Below are 14,921 nucleotides of genomic sequence, written 5' to 3'. Positions count from 1 at the left end.
GGCCCCGGTCCTCGAGCTCGAGGACCGGGGCCGTCGACGTGTCTCAGCCCTTCCAGGCCCGCGCCACCCGGCCGTCCCTCACCTCGAAGTTCAGCCGGCCCACGCGGTACTCCATGGTGACGATCGTCCCCGGCGCCAGGGCCCGCACCGAGGACCAGCCGCGCTCACGCGCGAGCTGCTCGGCCCGGTCGGCGGCGAGGCCGACATAGGCGTCCGGGCTGTCGCCGGGTTCCGTGGGGGGTGTCGGAATGGGTGCCATGCGGCCACGCTATGCCCTGGCCCGGAAACGGGGAAGTCCGCACCGAAGTCGAGGCGGAAGCCGACGCCCTGGACCGTCCGCGGTCACACTTGTGTCACAGGATCACGACGGCGCCGTACGGGCGGCGGTCACCCGAAAGAGCGGTTCCGTGGCGCCCGCAGCGCATTCACGGCGAATTCCCGGGTACCTCGTCGCCGCCCTGACAAACACCGAAAGAATTGGGTCGCGTGAGGTATTCGGGAGTATCTCGTCGGCGCATTCCCGGGCTGGTGCGGTCGGTACGTGAAACCGATGTGCACAAGAAATGCGCATGTTCGTCACATGGCGGGCCGGGCGGCCGAGGGTCCCTCCGGAAGCCGGAGGGACCCGTCGCGCCCGGGCGAGGGGGGCGCCTCAGATGTCGAGCCGCTGCCCGGGCACGATCACGTCGGGATCGTCACCGATGACGTCCCGGTTGGCCGCGTACAGCCGCCGCCAGTCCGTCCCGTACCGGGCGGCGATCCCGCTCAGGGTGTCGCCGGGACGGACGACGTGGTCGCCGCGGGAGGCGCCCCGGTCCGGGTGACGCCCGGACGAGCGCCCGGGGGCCGCCTGCGCCGTGCTCCGCTCCGTCACGGCCGGCTTCCGCTCGGCCTCCTGCGCGGGCGCGGCGTCCGCGGCGGGGGCGGGGCCGGACGCCCCGGCGCGGGCGCCGCAGGTGGGCCAGGCGTTCCAGCCCTGGGCGCGCTGCACCCTGGTGGCGATCTCGATCTGCTGGGCCTTGCTCGCCCGGTCGGCCGTCGGGGCGTACGCGGTGCCGCCGAAGGCGCTCCAGGTGGAGGCGGAGAACTGCAGTCCGCCGTAGTAGCCGTTGCCGGTGTTGATGTGCCAGTCGCCGCCGCTCTCGCACTGGGCGATGCGGTCCCACACCCCGTCGTCCGCGGCCGCGGCGCCGCCTGCGGCGGCGAGCAGCCCGAGCGGTGCGAGCAGGATCGCGCCGGCCAGGACGGCCGCCGGACGGGCCCTGCGGGCGTTACGACGGGAGTTGTCGGCACATGCGGACATGGAGATCCTTCCCCGAGGACCCGGGCTCCCCCGGGCGGTGCGCCGCCCGGCGCGTCATGGGACACGCGGGCCGCGGCCGCCCCGTCCGCCGTCGGGGTCGTACGAAGGTGGTGCGTCGGTGGTGCGTGTTGCTGGTGCACCGGCGGTGCGTGTTGCTGGTGCACCGGTGGTGCGGTCGGCGGACGTACCCGAGCGGTGCTCTGTGCACCCGGCGGAGGAATGTAAGGAGCCGCGGGCGCCGGGATCAACCAACGGCCTGTCGTGCCTGACCAGTTGGGGCTTACCCTGGGTATCGGCGATTTTCGGCCACCCATTTCATTGCGCGATTTCCGGATTTGTCGACCACGGCACGGGGTAAACCGTGAGGCACCTCACCCCGTCAAACCCCTTGCGCTTGCGGCGAGTTGACGTTGAGTGCCGGATTCCGCACCGGCGGTGACCCTGCGCGCTGGATGGTTCGATTCCGTTCGCCGTAAGGCGTGACTCCCGCCACAGATCGCCCGTTGTCTTCTTCATGAGCCGGGGACCCACCCGGACCACGGGCCGGGAGCCACCCGGCCTCGCCACGCACCGCATCCCGAGGGAGCCACCCGTGCCGCGCATGCTCGACGTCAGCGACGAGGTACGCGCCGAGATCGGCGACGAAGAAGCAGCCCGCCTGCTCGCCGGAGAGTCCGCCCCGGGCAGTTACGACTGCACCTCCTGCCGTACCCCGGGCGACTCGGAGCAGGAGCGCACCAGCACCGTCCTGTTCATCGGCGACGAGACCGCCGTGCTCGCCTTCGCCCACGCCACCTGCCTGCCCTCGCAGGTCGTCCAGGTCACCGAGGAACAGCTCCAGGGAGCCGTGCGGTCCATCGGCGCCGGAGGCCCGGAGTCTCAGCAGCAGGCTCCGCAGGGGCATCAGCCGCAGTACGGCGGGCAGGCGCAGGACGTCCAGCAGCCGCACCAGCCGCACCAGTCGCAGCAGCCCGCGGACCTCGTGCCCGAGCAGGCGGTGCTGGGGGTGACCAGCGGGCTGGTGCTGATCCAGGGCGAGCTGCACCCCGCCCTGGTGGTCGAGCCCACCGCCCCGGTCGCCCGGCCCGGCACGTTCGGCTCCGGCGACGACTTCCTGCCGCTCCTGATCGAGCAGGGCTTCATGCCGCTCACCGAGCTGGCCGCCGTGCCGCCGGTGCTGCACGGGTGGTCGGTGCTGCTCGCGGCGGGGCAGCTGCACGCCGTGCTCCAGCCGAATCCGAGCGGCGGGCGGCCTGTGGCGTGGTGGCAGGCGCACCAGCCGCTTCAGGTCACCGACGGGTGGCGGGCGGCGGCGAACAAGCATCAGCAGGTGCTGATGTTCGCCGCGCCGGTGGGGTCCATCGGGCGGCAGCCGCGGGAGGATCTGATGCGGGATGCGTTGGACAAGGCTGCGGGCGGGGGGAAGTTGGTGGGGGCGGCTTTGCCGCTGGCGGGGATCTGAGACGGGTCGCTTTGCGTTGTGCGTCGGCCGGCCGCCGGTGGGGGTTACGCGCGCAGTTCCCCGCGCCCATGAAGGGGCCTTCACGCCGTCGGGTCGGCTGACGGTGCGTGGGGGCTGGGCGCGCAGTTCCCCGCGCCCCTTGGAGGGGTGCTGCCTGCGAAAACTTCGGGTGGGCCGCATCCCTTGTGGGGCGGGGTCGTTTGGAGATACGTGCACGCATATGACGCTCCCCGCCGCCAGTCCCTCGCCTCGGTCCCCGTACCCGTGCGCCCGGCGCAGGACTACCGGAGCGGCCACTCGGCCACGCCGATCTACGACGCCCTCTACGCCGAGTACGTCAAGTCCTTCCGGACGCTGCCGGGCGACCGCAGCGGTGAGGAGGACTGGGGCTTCACCGGCTTCGGGAACATCCCGCACAGTACGGGCGGGTACCGCGACCACAGTCCCGGGTCGTTCGGCGCGTCCCTCGTGCGGCCCGCCGTCGAGCCGCCGCAGTGGCAGCGTGTGGGCGCGGTGGGCCGCGGGACGAACGAGATGCACCATGTGCCGGCCGGGCTGCCCCCGGCCCCCCGCGGCGGCGCCTGACGGGCGCGGCGGACACGGCGAAGGGGCGGTCCCGGCAGCGGGACCGCCCCTTCGTCACGTCGGGCCGCGGACGGCTACTTCTTCCGCCCGCGCTTCTCCCGCACCCGCACCGAGATGTGGATGGGCGTGCCCTCGAAGCCGAACTCCTCGCGCAGCCGGCGCTCGATGAAGCGCCGGTAGCCCGCCTCGATGAAGCCGGAGGCGAACAGCACGAACCGGGGCGGCCTGGTGCCGGCCTGCGTGCCGAACAGGATGCGCGGCTGCTTGCCGCCCCGCACCGGGTGCGGGTGGGCGGCGACCAGCTCGCCGAGGAAGGCGTTCAGGCGGCCCGTGGGCACCCGGGTCTCCCAGCCGGCCAGCGCCGTCTCGATCGCCGGGACGAGCTTCTCCATGTGCCGGCCGGTGCGGGCGGACACGTTGACCCGCGGCGCCCAGGCGACCTGGCCGAGCTCCGTCTCGATCTCCCGCTCCAGGTAGTAGCGGCGCTCCTCGTCGAGGGTGTCCCACTTGTTGTAGGCGAGGACGAGGGCGCGGCCCGCCTCCACGGCCATGGTGACGATCCGCTGGTCCTGCACCGAGATGGAGTCGGCGGCGTCGATGAGGACGACGGCCACCTCGGCCTTCTCCACGGCGGCGGCGGTGCGCAGCGAGGCGTAGTAGTCGGCGCCCTGCTGGAGGTGGACCCGCTTGCGGATGCCCGCCGTGTCGACGAACTTCCAGGTCTTGCCGCCGAGTTCGATCATCTCGTCGACCGGGTCGCGGGTGGTGCCGGCGAGTTCGTTGACGACGACGCGCTCCTCCCCCGCGACCTTGTTCAGCAGCGAGGACTTGCCGACGTTGGGCCGGCCGATCAGGGCGACGCGGCGCGGTCCGCCAACGGCGGTGCCGAAGGTCTGCGCGGGCGCCTCTGGCAGCACCTCGAGGACCTGGTCCAGCATGTCGCCGGTGCCACGGCCGTGCAGCGCGGAGACCGGGTACGGCTCGCCGAGGCCCAGGGACCACAGGTAGGCCGCGTCGGCCTCGCCGCTCGGGCCGTCCACCTTGTTGGCGCACAGCACGACGGGCTTGCCGGCCTTGCGCAGCAGCCGGACGACGGCCTCGTCGGTGTCGGTCGCGCCGACCTTGGCGTCGACGACGAAGACGACCGCGTCGGCGGCCTCGATGGCGTACTCGGCCTGGGCGGCGACGGAGGCGTCGATGCCGAGGACGTCCTGCTCCCAGCCGCCGGTGTCGACGACCTTGAAGCGGCGGCCCGCCCACTCGGCCTCGTAGGTGACGCGGTCGCGGGTGACGCCCGGCTTGTCCTCGACGACGGCCTCGCGGCGGCCGATGATGCGGTTCACCAGGGTCGACTTGCCGACATTGGGGCGGCCGACGACGGCGAGGACCGGGAGCGGGCCGTGGCCCGCCGCCTCGATGGCGCCCTCGACGTCCTCGAGGTCGAAGCCCTCCTCCGCGGCGAGCTCCATGAACTCCGCGAACTCGGCATCGCCCAGCGCCCCGTGATCGTGCTCGTGCGCAGCGTCGTGCGCGTCCGAGCCGCCGGGCTCGATGTGGTCGTTCATGAAGTCCGTACCTCGTCGTTCATCGTGGTGATCGGTGGAGCCCCGCGGGGCGGAGATCCACTACTGGAAGTGTCGCTCAGCGGCCGGTGAGGCGCCTGGCGTTCTCCAGGTGAGCGGTGAGCTGCTTCTGGATGTGTGCCGTGGCCTCGTCCAGCGCCTTGCGCGTACGTCTCCCGCTTCCGTCGCCGGCGTCGAACGGGTCGCCGAAGACGACGTCGACACGGGAGCGCAGCGGGGGCAGTGCCTTTATCAACCGGCCGGGCCGGTCGGAACTTCCCAGGACGGCGACCGGCACGATCGGCGCCCCGCTGCGCACCGCGAAGTACGCGAGCCCGGCGCGGATCGAGGCGAAGTCGCCCTCGCCGCGGGTGCCCTCGGGGAAGATGCCGAGGACGCCGCCCTGCTCCAGCACGCCCAGCGCCCGCGCGATGGCGGTGCGGTCGGTGGAGTGCCGGTCGACCTTCACCTGGCCGATGCCGGTCAGGAACGGGTCGAGCGGGCCGACGAACGCCTCCTTCTTGATCAGGAAGTGCGTCGGCCGGGGCGCCACGCCCATGACCATGGGCCCGTCGATGTTGTGGGCGTGGTTGACGGCGAGGATCACCGGGCCGGCCGCGGGGACCCGCCAGGAGCCCAGCACCCGCGGCCTCCACAGCCCGTACATCAGGCCGACGCCGATGCGCCGCCCGACCTCGGCGCCCCGCGTCGAGGGAACGTCGGTCACTTCCCCGCCCGCTTCTCCTCGACGAGGGTGACGACGCACTCGACGACCTGCTGGAGGGTCAGCTCGGTGGTGTCCACCTCGACCGCGTCGCCGGCCTTGGCCAGCGGGGAGGTCTTGCGGCTGGAGTCGGCCGCGTCCCGCTTGATCAGGGCCTCGCGGGTGGTGTGCAGGTCGGCGCCCTTGAGCTCGCCGCTGCGGCGGGCGGCGCGGGCCTCCGGGGAGGCGGTGAGGAAGATCTTCAGGTCGGCGTCGGGGAGCACGGTGGTGCCGATGTCGCGGCCCTCGACGACGATGCCGGTGACGGCGGAGGCGGCGATGGCGCGCTGGAGCTCCGTGATCCTGGCGCGCACCTCGGGGACCGCGCTGACCGCGCTGACCTTGGCGGTGACGTCCTGCTCGCGGATCGGTCCGGCCACGTCCACGCCGTCGACGGTGATCGTCGGGTTCGCGGGGTCGGTGCCGGAGAGGATCTCGGGCTTGGCCGCCGCGGCGGCGATCGCGGACGGGTCCGCCGTGTCGATGCCGTTGGTCACCATCCACCAGGTGATCGCCCGGTACTGGGCGCCGGTGTCCAGGTAGCTCAGCCCGAGCTGCGCCGCCACGGCCTTCGACGTGCTCGACTTGCCCGTGCCGGAGGGACCGTCGATGGCGACGATCACGGGCTTGGCGGCGCCGTTTTCCACGGAGGAACACCTTCCTGGTGCGGTGGGGTGGGGTGTGCGGGGCGTGGACACGCCCCGCACCAGATTACTGGCTCCCGGGAACCCCTCCGACATGCGGACGCCCTCCCCCGCCCGCGGGGACGGGCGGGGAGACGGGCGTCACTGCCGGATCGCCCAGCCCCGCTCCCGCAGCGCGGCCGTGAGGACCGGGGCGGCCTTGGGTTCGACCATGAGCTGGATGAGACCGGCCTGCTGTCCGGTGGCGTGCTCGATGCGGACGTCCTCGATGTTGACCCCGGCGCGCTCGGCGTCGGCGAAGATGCGGGCGAGCTGGCCCGGCTGGTCGTCGATGAGGACCGTGACGGTCTCGTAGAGACGAGGGGCGGAGCCGTGCTTGCCGGGGACGCGGACCTGGCCGGCGTTGCCGCGGCGCAGCACGTCCTCGATGCCCGTGGCGCCGTCGCGGCGCTTGTGCTCGTCGGAGGACTCCAGCGCGCGCAGGGCGCGGACGGTCTCCTCAAGGTCGGCGGCGACGTCGGTGAGCAGGTCGGCGACCGGGCCGGGGTTGGCGGAGAGAATGTCGATCCACATGCGCGGGTCGGAGGCGGCGATCCGGGTCACGTCCCGGATGCCCTGGCCGCACAGCCGTACGGCGGCCTCGTCGGCGTGCTCCAGGCGGGCGGCGACCAGGCTGGACACCAGGTGGGGCATGTGGGAGACGAGGGCCACGGCGCGGTCGTGGGCGTCGGCGTCCATGACGACCGGGACGGCACGGCAGTGCGACACCAGTTCCAGGGCGAGGTTGAGGACCTCGGTGTCGGTGTCGCGGGTGGGGGTGAGCACCCAGGGGCGGCCCTCGAAGAGGTCGCCGGTGGCGGCCAGCGGGCCGGACTTCTCCCGGCCGGACATGGGGTGGGTGCCGAGGTAGGGGGTGAGGTCGAGGCCGCGCGCCTGGAGCTCGCGGCGCGGTCCGCCCTTGACGCTGGCGACGTCGATGTAGCCGCGGGCGACGCCGCGCCGCATCGCGTCGGCGAGCACGTCGGCGACGTGCGCGGGAGGGGCGGCGACGATCGCCAGGTCCACCGGGCCCTCGGGCGTCTCGTCGGTGCCGGCGCCGAGGGCGGCGGCGGTGCGGGCCTGCTCGGGGTCGTGGTCGGCGAGGTGGACGGCGACGCCCCGCCGGTTCAGGGCGAGGGCGGCGGAGGTGCCGATCAGTCCGGTGCCGATGACGAGGGCGGTTCTCACTGGGCGATGTCCTTGCGCAGGGCGGCCGCGGCGCCGAGGTAGACGTGGGCGATGTCGGAGCGGGGCCGGTCGGACTCGATGTGCGCGAGGAGGCGGACGACGCGGGGCATGGCGCCCTCGACGTCGAGTTCCTGCGCGCAGATGAGGGGCACGTCGACGATGCCCAGCTTGCGGGCCGCGGCGGCCGGGAAGTCGCTGTGCAGGTCAGGGGTGGCCGTGAACCAGATGCTGATCAGGTCGTCCGGGTGCAGCTCGTTGCGCTCCAGCACGGCGGTGAGCAGGGCCCCGACCTGCTCCTCCATGTGTCCGGCCTCGTCCCGCTCCAACTGGACGGCCCCCCGGACCGCGCGTACCGCCACGACGATGCTCCTTGCTGACGTGCGTAAAGGCTGTTCGGTCGTCCAGCGTAGTCAGCCCCGGGCCGGGCCGGCGCCGGGCGACCGCCCGCTGAGACGGCCGGTATGCGCGCCGGGTGACGTTTCGCCGGTATTGCTTCCTTCGTTCCGTATTCGGTGTCAGGATGCGGCGACGGCGATCCAGGGAGTGACGAGATGACCACACGGGCGACGCGGCGCACCGTCCTGCTCGTATCGGGCGCGGTGGCGCTGACCGTGGGCTGCGGCGCGGAGGACGGCGGGGCCGGTACGCCGTCGGACACGGCGGAGGGTGAGGGGACGCCCGGGCAGGCGCTGCTGCCGGTGGCGGACGTCCCGGTGGGCGGGGGCAGGATCCTCGCAGCGGAGGAGATCGTGGTCACCCAGCCCGAGGAGGGCGAGTTCAAGGCCTTCTCGGCGATCTGCACCCACCAGAGGTGCCTGGTGTCCGAGGTCGCGGACGGCACGATCAACTGCCCCTGTCACGGCAGCCGCTTCCGCGTCGCCGACGGCTCGGTGGAGCGGGGACCGGCGACCCGGTCGCTGCCCGAGGAGCGGATCACGGTGGACGGAAACACGATTCGCCGGGCGTGATCCGCCGCGTACGCTGCCGGGCATGCGCCCCGAGAGCCTGGTCACGGATCACACGATCTACGCCTGTGTCATGGGCTCCCGTGCCTTCGGTCTGGCCACGGAGTCCAGCGACACCGACCGCCGGGGCGTGTTCCTCGCGCCCACTGCCTTGTTCTGGGGCTTCGAGAAGCCGCCCACGCACGTCGAGGGACCGGCAAAGGAGCAGTTCAGCTGGGAGCTGGAGCGGTTCTGCGAGCTGGCGCTGCGCGGCAACCCCAACGTCCTGGAGTGCCTGCACTCCCCGCTGGTGGAGCACGCCGACGCCACCGGGCGCGAACTGCTGTCGCTGCGCGGCGCGTTCCTCTCCCGCGCGGTCCACGGCACGTTCGTGCGGTACGCGCTGGGCCAGCGCCGCAAGCTGGACGCCGACGTCCGCACCCACGGCGCCCCGCGCTGGAAGCACGCCATGCATCTGCTCCGCCTCCTGACCAGCGCCCGCGACCTGCTGCGCACGGGCGTGCTCACGGTGGACGTGGGCGGCCGGCGTGAGGAGCTGCTGGCGGTGAAGCGCGGCGAGGTGCCGTGGGCGGAGGTGGAGGCCCGCATGAACCGCCTGGCCGCGGAGGCCGAGGAGGCGGCGGCCCGCACCCCGCTCCCCGGGGAACCGGACCGCCGGCGGGTGGAGGACTTCCTGATCCGCACCCGCCGCGCCTCAGCCCTCCAGCCGTACCCGTACGAGGAGGTCGTGCAGGGCGTCGAGCCCAGCGGGCGCGTCGGGCAGGGCTGACGCCGCCTGCGCGGCGTCCAGCACCCCGTGCAGCCGCTCGACGTCGTCCCGCACCCGCTCCCGGTCGACGTCGGCGCCTTTGTGCTCCCGCTCCGCCTTGGCGGCGATCAGCTCCGTCAGATACACCGGGGCCTCCCCCACCTCCCCGGCCAGTGTGGGCAGGTGGGCCTGGACCTCACCGGTGCGCATCAGATGGATGCCGGTGAGCAGTGCCCGGAAGGTGTACAGCAGCGGCTTCAGCTCGCCGGTCTTCTCGAACAGCCGCCACTGGGTGCCCGCGAACCCCCGGTAGTGGTGGGCGTGGTGGCCGGTGAGCACCCCGGGCGCGAGGGCGACCAGTTCACGGTGCGCCTCGGTGGTGCGCACGACCAGCGGGGAGAGCAGCTGTTCGAGGACGTAGCCGTTGCGCCGCAGCATCAGCCGGACGAACTTGCGCACGTCGTGGGTGACCAGGTCCATCTCGACGCCGTCCCGCACCCACATCCGGGACCGGGTCTCGTCCGGTTCGCGCAGTCCGACCAGGGCGGCGGCCGGCAGCAGGTGGGCGCCGCGCAGGTCCACGTCCGAGTCACGGGACGGGAAGCCGTACAGGTGCGCGCCGGAGACGGTGGCGAACAGCACCGGGTCGGGCTGCTGCGCGATCACCGGGCGCAGGTCGAGATCGAGGTCGCGGGTGTCGGTCATCGCTCAGGCGTCCCAGAGTGTGCCGAGGGTGAGCAGGTCGTCGCGGTACTCGATACGGGTCGCCCAGTCGGCGGGCCAGGCGTCCGCGCCCAGGTGGGCGCCCGCGAAGGCCCCGGCGAGGCAGGCGATGGAGTCGGAGTCGCCGGAGGTGCAGGCGGCGCGGCGCAGGGCGGTGACGGGCTCGTCGACGAAGAGGAGGAAGCAGAGCAGGCCGGTCGCCAGGGCCTCCTCGGCGATCCAGCCCTCGCCGGTGGCCCGGCAGGGGTCGGTCTCCGGGGAGACGGTCCGTACGGCCTCCTGGAGGCGGCCGAGGATCTCCAGGCACTCGTCCCAGCCGCGCGCGATGAAGTGCTCGGGGCTGGGGTCCTGGGCGCGGGTCCACAGGTCGCCGAGCCAGAACTCGTGGTAGCGGGTGCGGTTGTCGTAGGCGTAGGAGCGCAACAGGCCGATCAGGCCGGCCGGTTCGGCGCCTTCCGCCAGCAGCCGTACGGCGTGCGCGGTGAGGTCGGAGGCGGCGAGCGCGGTGGGGTGGCCGTGGGTGAGGGCGGACTGCAACTGGGCGGCGCCCGCGCGCTGTTCGTCGGTGAGGCCGGGGACCAGGCCGATCGGGGCGACGCGCATGTTGGCGCCGCAGCCCTTGGAGTGGATCTGGCTGGCCTCCTGCCAGGGGCGGTCCTCGCGCGACAGCAGCTGGCAGGCGCGCAGGCACGTGTTGCCGGGCGCGCGGTTGTTCTCCGGGGAGCGCCACCACTCCACGAACTCCTCACGCACCGGCCGCTCCAGGCGCTTCGGGGCGAGCGTCCCCCGGTCCATGGCGGTGCGCAGGCCCCGTCCGAGCGCGAGCGTCATCTGCGTGTCGTCGGTGACGATCGCCGGCTTCGGCAGGTCCAGCTCACGCCAGTCGCCGTACGTGGCGAGGATCGAGGGGACGTCCTTGAACTCGGTGGGGAAGCCCAGCGCGTCCCCGAGGGCGAGTCCGGTGAGCGCTCCGGTCGCGGCGCGCTTGGTGACGGTGGTCGTGGTCATGAGGGACGTCCTTCCGGGACGACGGGCCGGAGCAAGGGCGGGTGGAGGGCGGCGGCGGTGCCCGTGCGGTACAGCGCGGCGGGCTTGCCCCGGCCGCCGGTGAGGCGCGCGGCGCCGGGCACGGCTTCGACGAAGCCGGGGGTGGCGAGCACCTTGCGCCGGAAGTTGGGGCGGTCCAGGGTCGTGCCCCAGACGGTCTCGTAGACCTGCTGGAGCTCCCCGAGGGTGAACTCCGGCGGGCAGAAGGCGGTGGCGAGTCCGGTGTACTCGAGCTTGGCGCCGATCCGGTCCCGCGCGTCGGCGAGGATCCGGTCGTGGTCGAAGGCGAGGTCCCGCGCCGCGTCGTACGGGGTCCACCGGGCCTGGGCCGCGTCGCCCCCGCCGTGCGCCTCGGGGGCGTCGGGCAGCAGCGCCGCGAAGGCGACGGACACCACGCGCATCCGGGGGTCCCGGCCGGGCTCGCTGTAGGTGCGCAGCTGCTCCAGGTGCAGACCGCCGACGTCCGTCAGGCCGGTCTCCTCGCCCAGTTCGCGCCGGGCGGCGCGCTCCGCGGACTCGTCGGGCCGCAGAAAGCCTCCGGGCAGCGCCCAGCGGCCGGCGTACGGCTCCTGGCCGCGTTCGATGAGCAGGACGTGCAGCGCGCCCTCGCGGATCGTGAAGACGGCGAGGTCGACGGTCACGGCGAAGGGCTCGAAGGCGTGCTTGTCGTAGCCGTCCACGACGACCTCCACCCCCTTTAATAGTCAGTACGACTATTAAAGGGGGTGGCGGTGCGGGGGCGCAAGCCCTTGAAGGCGACCTACAGGTCGACCTCCTTCATCAGCATGCCGACCTCGGTGTTCGACAGCCGCCGCAGCCAGCCCGACTTCTGGTCGCCCAGGGTGATCGGCCCGAAGGCGGTGCGCACCAGCTTGTCGACCGGGAAGCCGGCCTCCGCGAGCATGCGGCGCACGATGTGCTTGCGGCCCTCGTGCAGGGTCACCTCGACGAGGTAGTTCTTGCCGGTCTGCTCCACCACCCGGAAGTGGTCCGCGCGGGCGTACCCGTCCTCGAGCTGGATGCCGTCCTTGAGCCGCTTGCCCAGGTCGCGCGGGATGGGTCCGACGATGTGCGCGAGGTAGGTCTTCTTCACGCCGTAACGCGGGTGGGTCAGGCGGTGCGCCAGCTCGCCGTGGTTGGTGAGCAGGATGACGCCCTCGGTCTCGGTGTCGAGCCGGCCGACGTGGAAGAGCCGGGTCTCCCGGTTGGTGACGTAGTCGCCGAGGCACTGGCGGCCGTCCGGGTCCTCCATCGTGGAGACGACACCGGCGGGCTTGTTCAGCGAGAAGAACTGGTACGACTGCGTCGCCACGGTCAGGCCGTCGACCTTGACCTCGTCCTTCTCCGGGTCGACACGCTTGCCCTGCTCAAGCACGATCTCGCCGTTGACCTCGACCCGGGCCTGCTCGATCAGCTCCTCGCAGGCGCGCCGCGAGCCGTAGCCGGCCCGGGCGAGCACCTTCTGGAGCCGCTCGCCCTCCTGCTCGGCGCCCGGGAAGGTCTTCGGGAGCTTCACGTCCTTCTTGCCCGCGTACCGCTCCCGGTTGCGCTCCTCGGCCCGCGTCTCGTACTCGCGGGACGTCGCCGGGACCGAGCGGCCCCGCTGGAGGGGCTTCCTCGGCCCGCCCTTGGCGCCGCCCCGGGCCGTGGGCCCACGGCCCGACTTGGGTCCCTCCTGGGAGGCGCCGGGGCCCACGTCGTAGCGCCGCTCCTCCGGGCGCGGCCTCTTCGGACGACCGCCCTGCTGGTTGTCGCGGTTGCCGCCGGAGCCGCGGTGGCCGCCACGGCCACCTCCGCTCCCGCCGCTCCCGCCGCGGCCGCCGCTGTTGCCACCACGGCTCCCGCCGTTGTTTCCGCTGCTGTTCCTGCCGCTGCTGCTTCGCATCAAAGTTCCGTCTTGTCGTCTGCGTCCTCGGAATCCGGGGCGTCCGGATCGAACGACGGCAACCCTTCCTGGGTCTCGGCCTCGATCGCCTCCGCCTCCGGGAGGAAGGGCGCGAGCTCCGGGAGCTCGTCCAGACCGCGCAGGCCCATCCGCTCCAGGAAGTAGTTCGTCGTCGTGTACAGGATCGCACCTGTTTCGGGTTCCGTGCCCGCCTCCTCGATCAGACCCCGCTGGAGGAGGGTGCGCATCACGCCGTCGCAGTTGACCCCGCGCACCGCGGAGACCCGGCTGCGGCTGACCGGCTGGCGGTACGCGACGACCGCGAGGGTCTCCAGCGCGGCCTGGGTGAGGCGGGCCTGCTGGCCGTCCAGGACGAAGCCCTCGACGGCCGCGGCGTACTCGGGGCGGGTGTAGAAGCGCCAGCCGCCCGCGACCCGGCGCAGCTCGAAGCCGCGGCCCTGGACGGTGTACTCGTCCGCCAGCTCGGCCAGCGCGTCGGCGACCTGGCGGCGCTGGCGCTCCAGGATCTTCGCCAGGTGCTCCTCGGTCGCGGGCTCGTCCACGACCATCAGCACGGCCTCGAGCGCCGGCTTCAGATCGAGGTCCGCCACCTGGCTCGCCCCCGCCGGGGCGCCGCTCGTGTCCTCGCTCACGGTGTCCTCTCCTCCTGGGGCGGCTCGGGCGGCCGGTCGAACTCGTCGGTGACCGCGGGTACGGAGTCCCCGTCGCCGCCCGTCCAGCGCACGGTCAGCTCGCCCAGCGCGGTCTCCTGGTCGAGGGCGACGGCCTTCTCCCGGTACAGCTCCAGCAGGGCGAGGAAGCGGGCGACGACGGTGAGGGTGTCGTCGGTGTCCTCCACCAGCGCCCGGAAACTGGCCTCGCCCAGCTCCTTGAGCCGGGCCACGACGATCCCGGCCTGCTCCTGGACGCTGACCAGCGGCGCGTGGATGTGGTCCACGTACACCTGCGGCTTGGGCTTGGGCTGCATCGCCTTGACCGCCAGCCTGGCGAACCCCTCGGGTCCGATGCTGATGACCACGTCCGGCAGCAGCTCCGCGTGGTGCGGCTCCAGCCCGACGGTACGGGGGAAACGGCGCACCTCGTCCTCCAGCCTGCGGCTGAAGATGTCGGCGATCTGCTTGTACGCCCGGTACTGCAACAGCCGCGCGAACAGCAGGTCGCGGGCCTCCAGCAGCGCGAGGTCGGCCTCGTCCTCCACCTCGGCGGCGGGCAGCAGCCGGGCCGCCTTGAGGTCGAGCAGCGTGGCGGCGACGACGAGGAACTCGGTCGTCTCGTCCAGGTCCCAGTCCGGCCCCAGGGCCCGGATGTACGCCATGAACTCGTCCGTCACCTTGGACAGCGCGACCTCGGTGACGTCCAGCTTGTGCTTGGCGATCAACTGCAACAGCAGGTCGAAGGGGCCTTCGAAGTTCGCCAGCCGAACCGTGAACCGCCCGTCCCCGGCATCCTCCGCGTCCTCGGCGCCCGACGCGCCCACCTTCCGGTCGCCCACGCCGGACTCGGCCCCTGCGGCGGAGGACACAGGCGGCCGCGCACCGCCCTGGGATGCCGACCGCCCCTCCCCACCGACGCGGGCGCGCTCCTCGGCGGGCGAGGCGCCCTCCGGCCCGGCGAGCCCGGCCCGAGCGGCATCCAGGTCCGCAGGCGCGGCAGTCGATACCGACGCCGACCCGCGCGCCGCGCCCCCGCCGTCAGGCGCCCCAGCGGGCGCCACCGGCGCGGCAGCGGGCGGGGTGCCGGCACGGCCCGGACGCATTGGCGTGTCGCCCGGCGCGCCTGTCTCCGCCTGGGCGTCCACCGGGCCGGCGAACGAGTCCTCCCCGGGCCGGGCGGTGTCCGGGTCCGTCGGCACGGCAGCCGACGCCCACCCGCGCGCCACGCCCTCGCCGTCAGGCCCCTCAACGGGCGCCTCCGGCGCGGCAGCGGGCGGGGTGTCGGCACGCTTCACCGTGTCGTCGGGCGCGCCCGACACGGCGGCCGGCTCCG

Annotated in this window: 17 protein-coding genes; 4 read left to right on the top strand and 13 right to left on the bottom strand. The window is 73.2% G+C overall.

The annotated features are described in order from the left end of the window. Positions 1-43: 43 nt before the first annotated feature. Together ACFOSY_RS30670 and ACFOSY_RS30665 are read right to left on the bottom strand one after the other, a co-directional pair. Entirely contained in the window at positions 44-259 is a 216-nt protein-coding gene (locus ACFOSY_RS30670; RefSeq protein WP_394313196.1) for an I78 family peptidase inhibitor, read from the bottom strand. A 393-nt stretch (positions 260-652) separates the two neighbouring features. Beyond that, positions 653-1,303 (bottom strand): transglycosylase family protein, encoded by a 651-nt coding sequence (locus tag ACFOSY_RS30665; protein WP_394313194.1) that lies wholly within the window; start codon positions 1,301-1,303, stop codon positions 653-655. 592 nt (positions 1,304-1,895) lie between these two features. Here ACFOSY_RS30665 and ACFOSY_RS30660 point away from each other — a divergent pair. Then, complete coding sequence (locus tag ACFOSY_RS30660; protein WP_394313192.1) at positions 1,896-2,765, top strand: hypothetical protein; 870 nt, start codon at positions 1,896-1,898, stop codon at positions 2,763-2,765. 210 nt (positions 2,766-2,975) lie between these two features. Next, positions 2,976-3,350: a hypothetical protein gene (locus ACFOSY_RS30655; RefSeq protein WP_394313190.1), complete on the top strand. Its 375-nt coding sequence runs from the start codon at positions 2,976-2,978 to the stop codon at positions 3,348-3,350. Positions 3,351-3,424: 74 nt separating this feature from the next. Here ACFOSY_RS30655 and der read toward each other — a convergent pair whose 3' ends face one another. The 5 genes from der to aroH form a co-directional block, all read right to left on the bottom strand. Next, on the bottom strand, positions 3,425-4,915 hold the full coding sequence (gene der, locus ACFOSY_RS30650) for a ribosome biogenesis GTPase Der (RefSeq protein WP_006131516.1): 1,491 nt from the start codon (positions 4,913-4,915) through the stop codon (positions 3,425-3,427). A 76-nt stretch (positions 4,916-4,991) separates the two neighbouring features. Continuing rightward, positions 4,992-5,639 (bottom strand): lysophospholipid acyltransferase family protein, encoded by a 648-nt coding sequence (locus ACFOSY_RS30645; RefSeq protein ID WP_394313187.1) that lies wholly within the window; start codon positions 5,637-5,639, stop codon positions 4,992-4,994. Further along, a complete protein-coding gene (cmk, locus tag ACFOSY_RS30640; RefSeq protein ID WP_394313184.1) occupies positions 5,636-6,322 on the bottom strand; it encodes a (d)CMP kinase in 687 nt (228 codons plus the stop codon). Before cmk ends, ACFOSY_RS30645 begins: the two co-directional genes overlap by 4 nt. A gap of 138 nt (positions 6,323-6,460) precedes the next feature. Next, a complete protein-coding gene (locus ACFOSY_RS30635; RefSeq protein ID WP_394313182.1) occupies positions 6,461-7,546 on the bottom strand; it encodes a prephenate dehydrogenase in 1,086 nt (361 codons plus the stop codon). After that, positions 7,543-7,905 (bottom strand): chorismate mutase, encoded by a 363-nt coding sequence (aroH, locus tag ACFOSY_RS30630; RefSeq protein WP_394313180.1) that lies wholly within the window; start codon positions 7,903-7,905, stop codon positions 7,543-7,545. The genes ACFOSY_RS30635 and aroH overlap by 4 nt, the downstream gene beginning before the upstream one ends. Positions 7,906-8,097: 192 nt before the next feature. Between aroH and ACFOSY_RS30625 the strand changes: the two genes are divergently transcribed. Next, entirely contained in the window at positions 8,098-8,514 is a 417-nt protein-coding gene (locus tag ACFOSY_RS30625; RefSeq protein WP_394313177.1) for a Rieske (2Fe-2S) protein, read from the top strand. Positions 8,515-8,536: 22 nt separating this feature from the next. Further along, a complete protein-coding gene (locus tag ACFOSY_RS30620; protein ID WP_394313175.1) occupies positions 8,537-9,280 on the top strand; it encodes a nucleotidyltransferase domain-containing protein in 744 nt (247 codons plus the stop codon). Here ACFOSY_RS30620 and ACFOSY_RS30615 read toward each other — a convergent pair. From ACFOSY_RS30615 to ACFOSY_RS30590, 6 genes are all read right to left on the bottom strand, one after another. Continuing rightward, positions 9,206-9,964, bottom strand: coding sequence for a nucleotidyltransferase domain-containing protein (locus tag ACFOSY_RS30615; protein ID WP_394313172.1), 759 nt, complete (start codon positions 9,962-9,964; stop codon positions 9,206-9,208). The two genes, ACFOSY_RS30620 and ACFOSY_RS30615, sit on opposite strands and share 75 nt — an antisense overlap. Before the next feature lie 3 nt (positions 9,965-9,967). Continuing rightward, positions 9,968-10,990 (bottom strand): ADP-ribosylglycohydrolase family protein, encoded by a 1,023-nt coding sequence (locus ACFOSY_RS30610; RefSeq protein ID WP_394313169.1) that lies wholly within the window; start codon positions 10,988-10,990, stop codon positions 9,968-9,970. Beyond that, entirely contained in the window at positions 10,987-11,709 is a 723-nt protein-coding gene (locus ACFOSY_RS30605; protein WP_394313204.1) for an NUDIX hydrolase, read from the bottom strand. The genes ACFOSY_RS30610 and ACFOSY_RS30605 overlap by 4 nt, the downstream gene beginning before the upstream one ends. A gap of 80 nt (positions 11,710-11,789) precedes the next feature. After that, positions 11,790-12,914: a pseudouridine synthase gene (locus tag ACFOSY_RS30600; protein ID WP_394313167.1), complete on the bottom strand. Its 1,125-nt coding sequence runs from the start codon at positions 12,912-12,914 to the stop codon at positions 11,790-11,792. Continuing rightward, positions 12,914-13,567: an SMC-Scp complex subunit ScpB gene (scpB, locus tag ACFOSY_RS30595; RefSeq protein ID WP_394313166.1), complete on the bottom strand. Its 654-nt coding sequence runs from the start codon at positions 13,565-13,567 to the stop codon at positions 12,914-12,916. Before scpB ends, ACFOSY_RS30600 begins: the two co-directional genes overlap by 1 nt. Next, positions 13,564-14,691: a segregation and condensation protein A gene (locus tag ACFOSY_RS30590; RefSeq protein ID WP_394313202.1), complete on the bottom strand. Its 1,128-nt coding sequence runs from the start codon at positions 14,689-14,691 to the stop codon at positions 13,564-13,566. Before ACFOSY_RS30590 ends, scpB begins: the two co-directional genes overlap by 4 nt. Between the last annotated feature and the right edge of the window lie 230 nt (positions 14,692-14,921).

Source organism: Streptomyces lusitanus, from assembly GCF_042647945.1.
Classification (GTDB): domain Bacteria; phylum Actinomycetota; class Actinomycetes; order Streptomycetales; family Streptomycetaceae; genus Streptomyces; species Streptomyces pseudogriseolus.
This window is presented reverse-complemented; position numbering and strand designations above follow the sequence as displayed.

Excerpts from the sequence above, each read along its gene's own strand:
- ACFOSY_RS30625 (WP_394313177.1), top strand. The coding sequence starts at position 8,098 with ATGACCACACGGGCGACGCGGCGCACCGTCCTGCTCGTATCGGGCGCG.
- ACFOSY_RS30620 (WP_394313175.1), top strand. The coding sequence starts at position 8,537 with ATGCGCCCCGAGAGCCTGGTCACGGATCACACGATCTACGCCTGTGTC.
- der (WP_006131516.1), bottom strand. The coding sequence starts at position 4,915 with ATGAACGACCACATCGAGCCCGGCGGCTCGGACGCGCACGACGCTGCG.
- ACFOSY_RS30610 (WP_394313169.1), bottom strand. The coding sequence starts at position 10,990 with ATGACCACGACCACCGTCACCAAGCGCGCCGCGACCGGAGCGCTCACC.
- ACFOSY_RS30590 (WP_394313202.1), bottom strand. The coding sequence starts at position 14,691 with ATGCGTCCGGGCCGTGCCGGCACCCCGCCCGCTGCCGCGCCGGTGGCG.
- ACFOSY_RS30670 (WP_394313196.1), bottom strand. The coding sequence starts at position 259 with ATGGCACCCATTCCGACACCCCCCACGGAACCCGGCGACAGCCCGGAC.
- ACFOSY_RS30600 (WP_394313167.1), bottom strand. The coding sequence starts at position 12,914 with ATGCGAAGCAGCAGCGGCAGGAACAGCAGCGGAAACAACGGCGGGAGC.
- ACFOSY_RS30665 (WP_394313194.1), bottom strand. The coding sequence starts at position 1,303 with ATGTCCGCATGTGCCGACAACTCCCGTCGTAACGCCCGCAGGGCCCGT.
- ACFOSY_RS30615 (WP_394313172.1), bottom strand. The coding sequence starts at position 9,964 with ATGACCGACACCCGCGACCTCGATCTCGACCTGCGCCCGGTGATCGCG.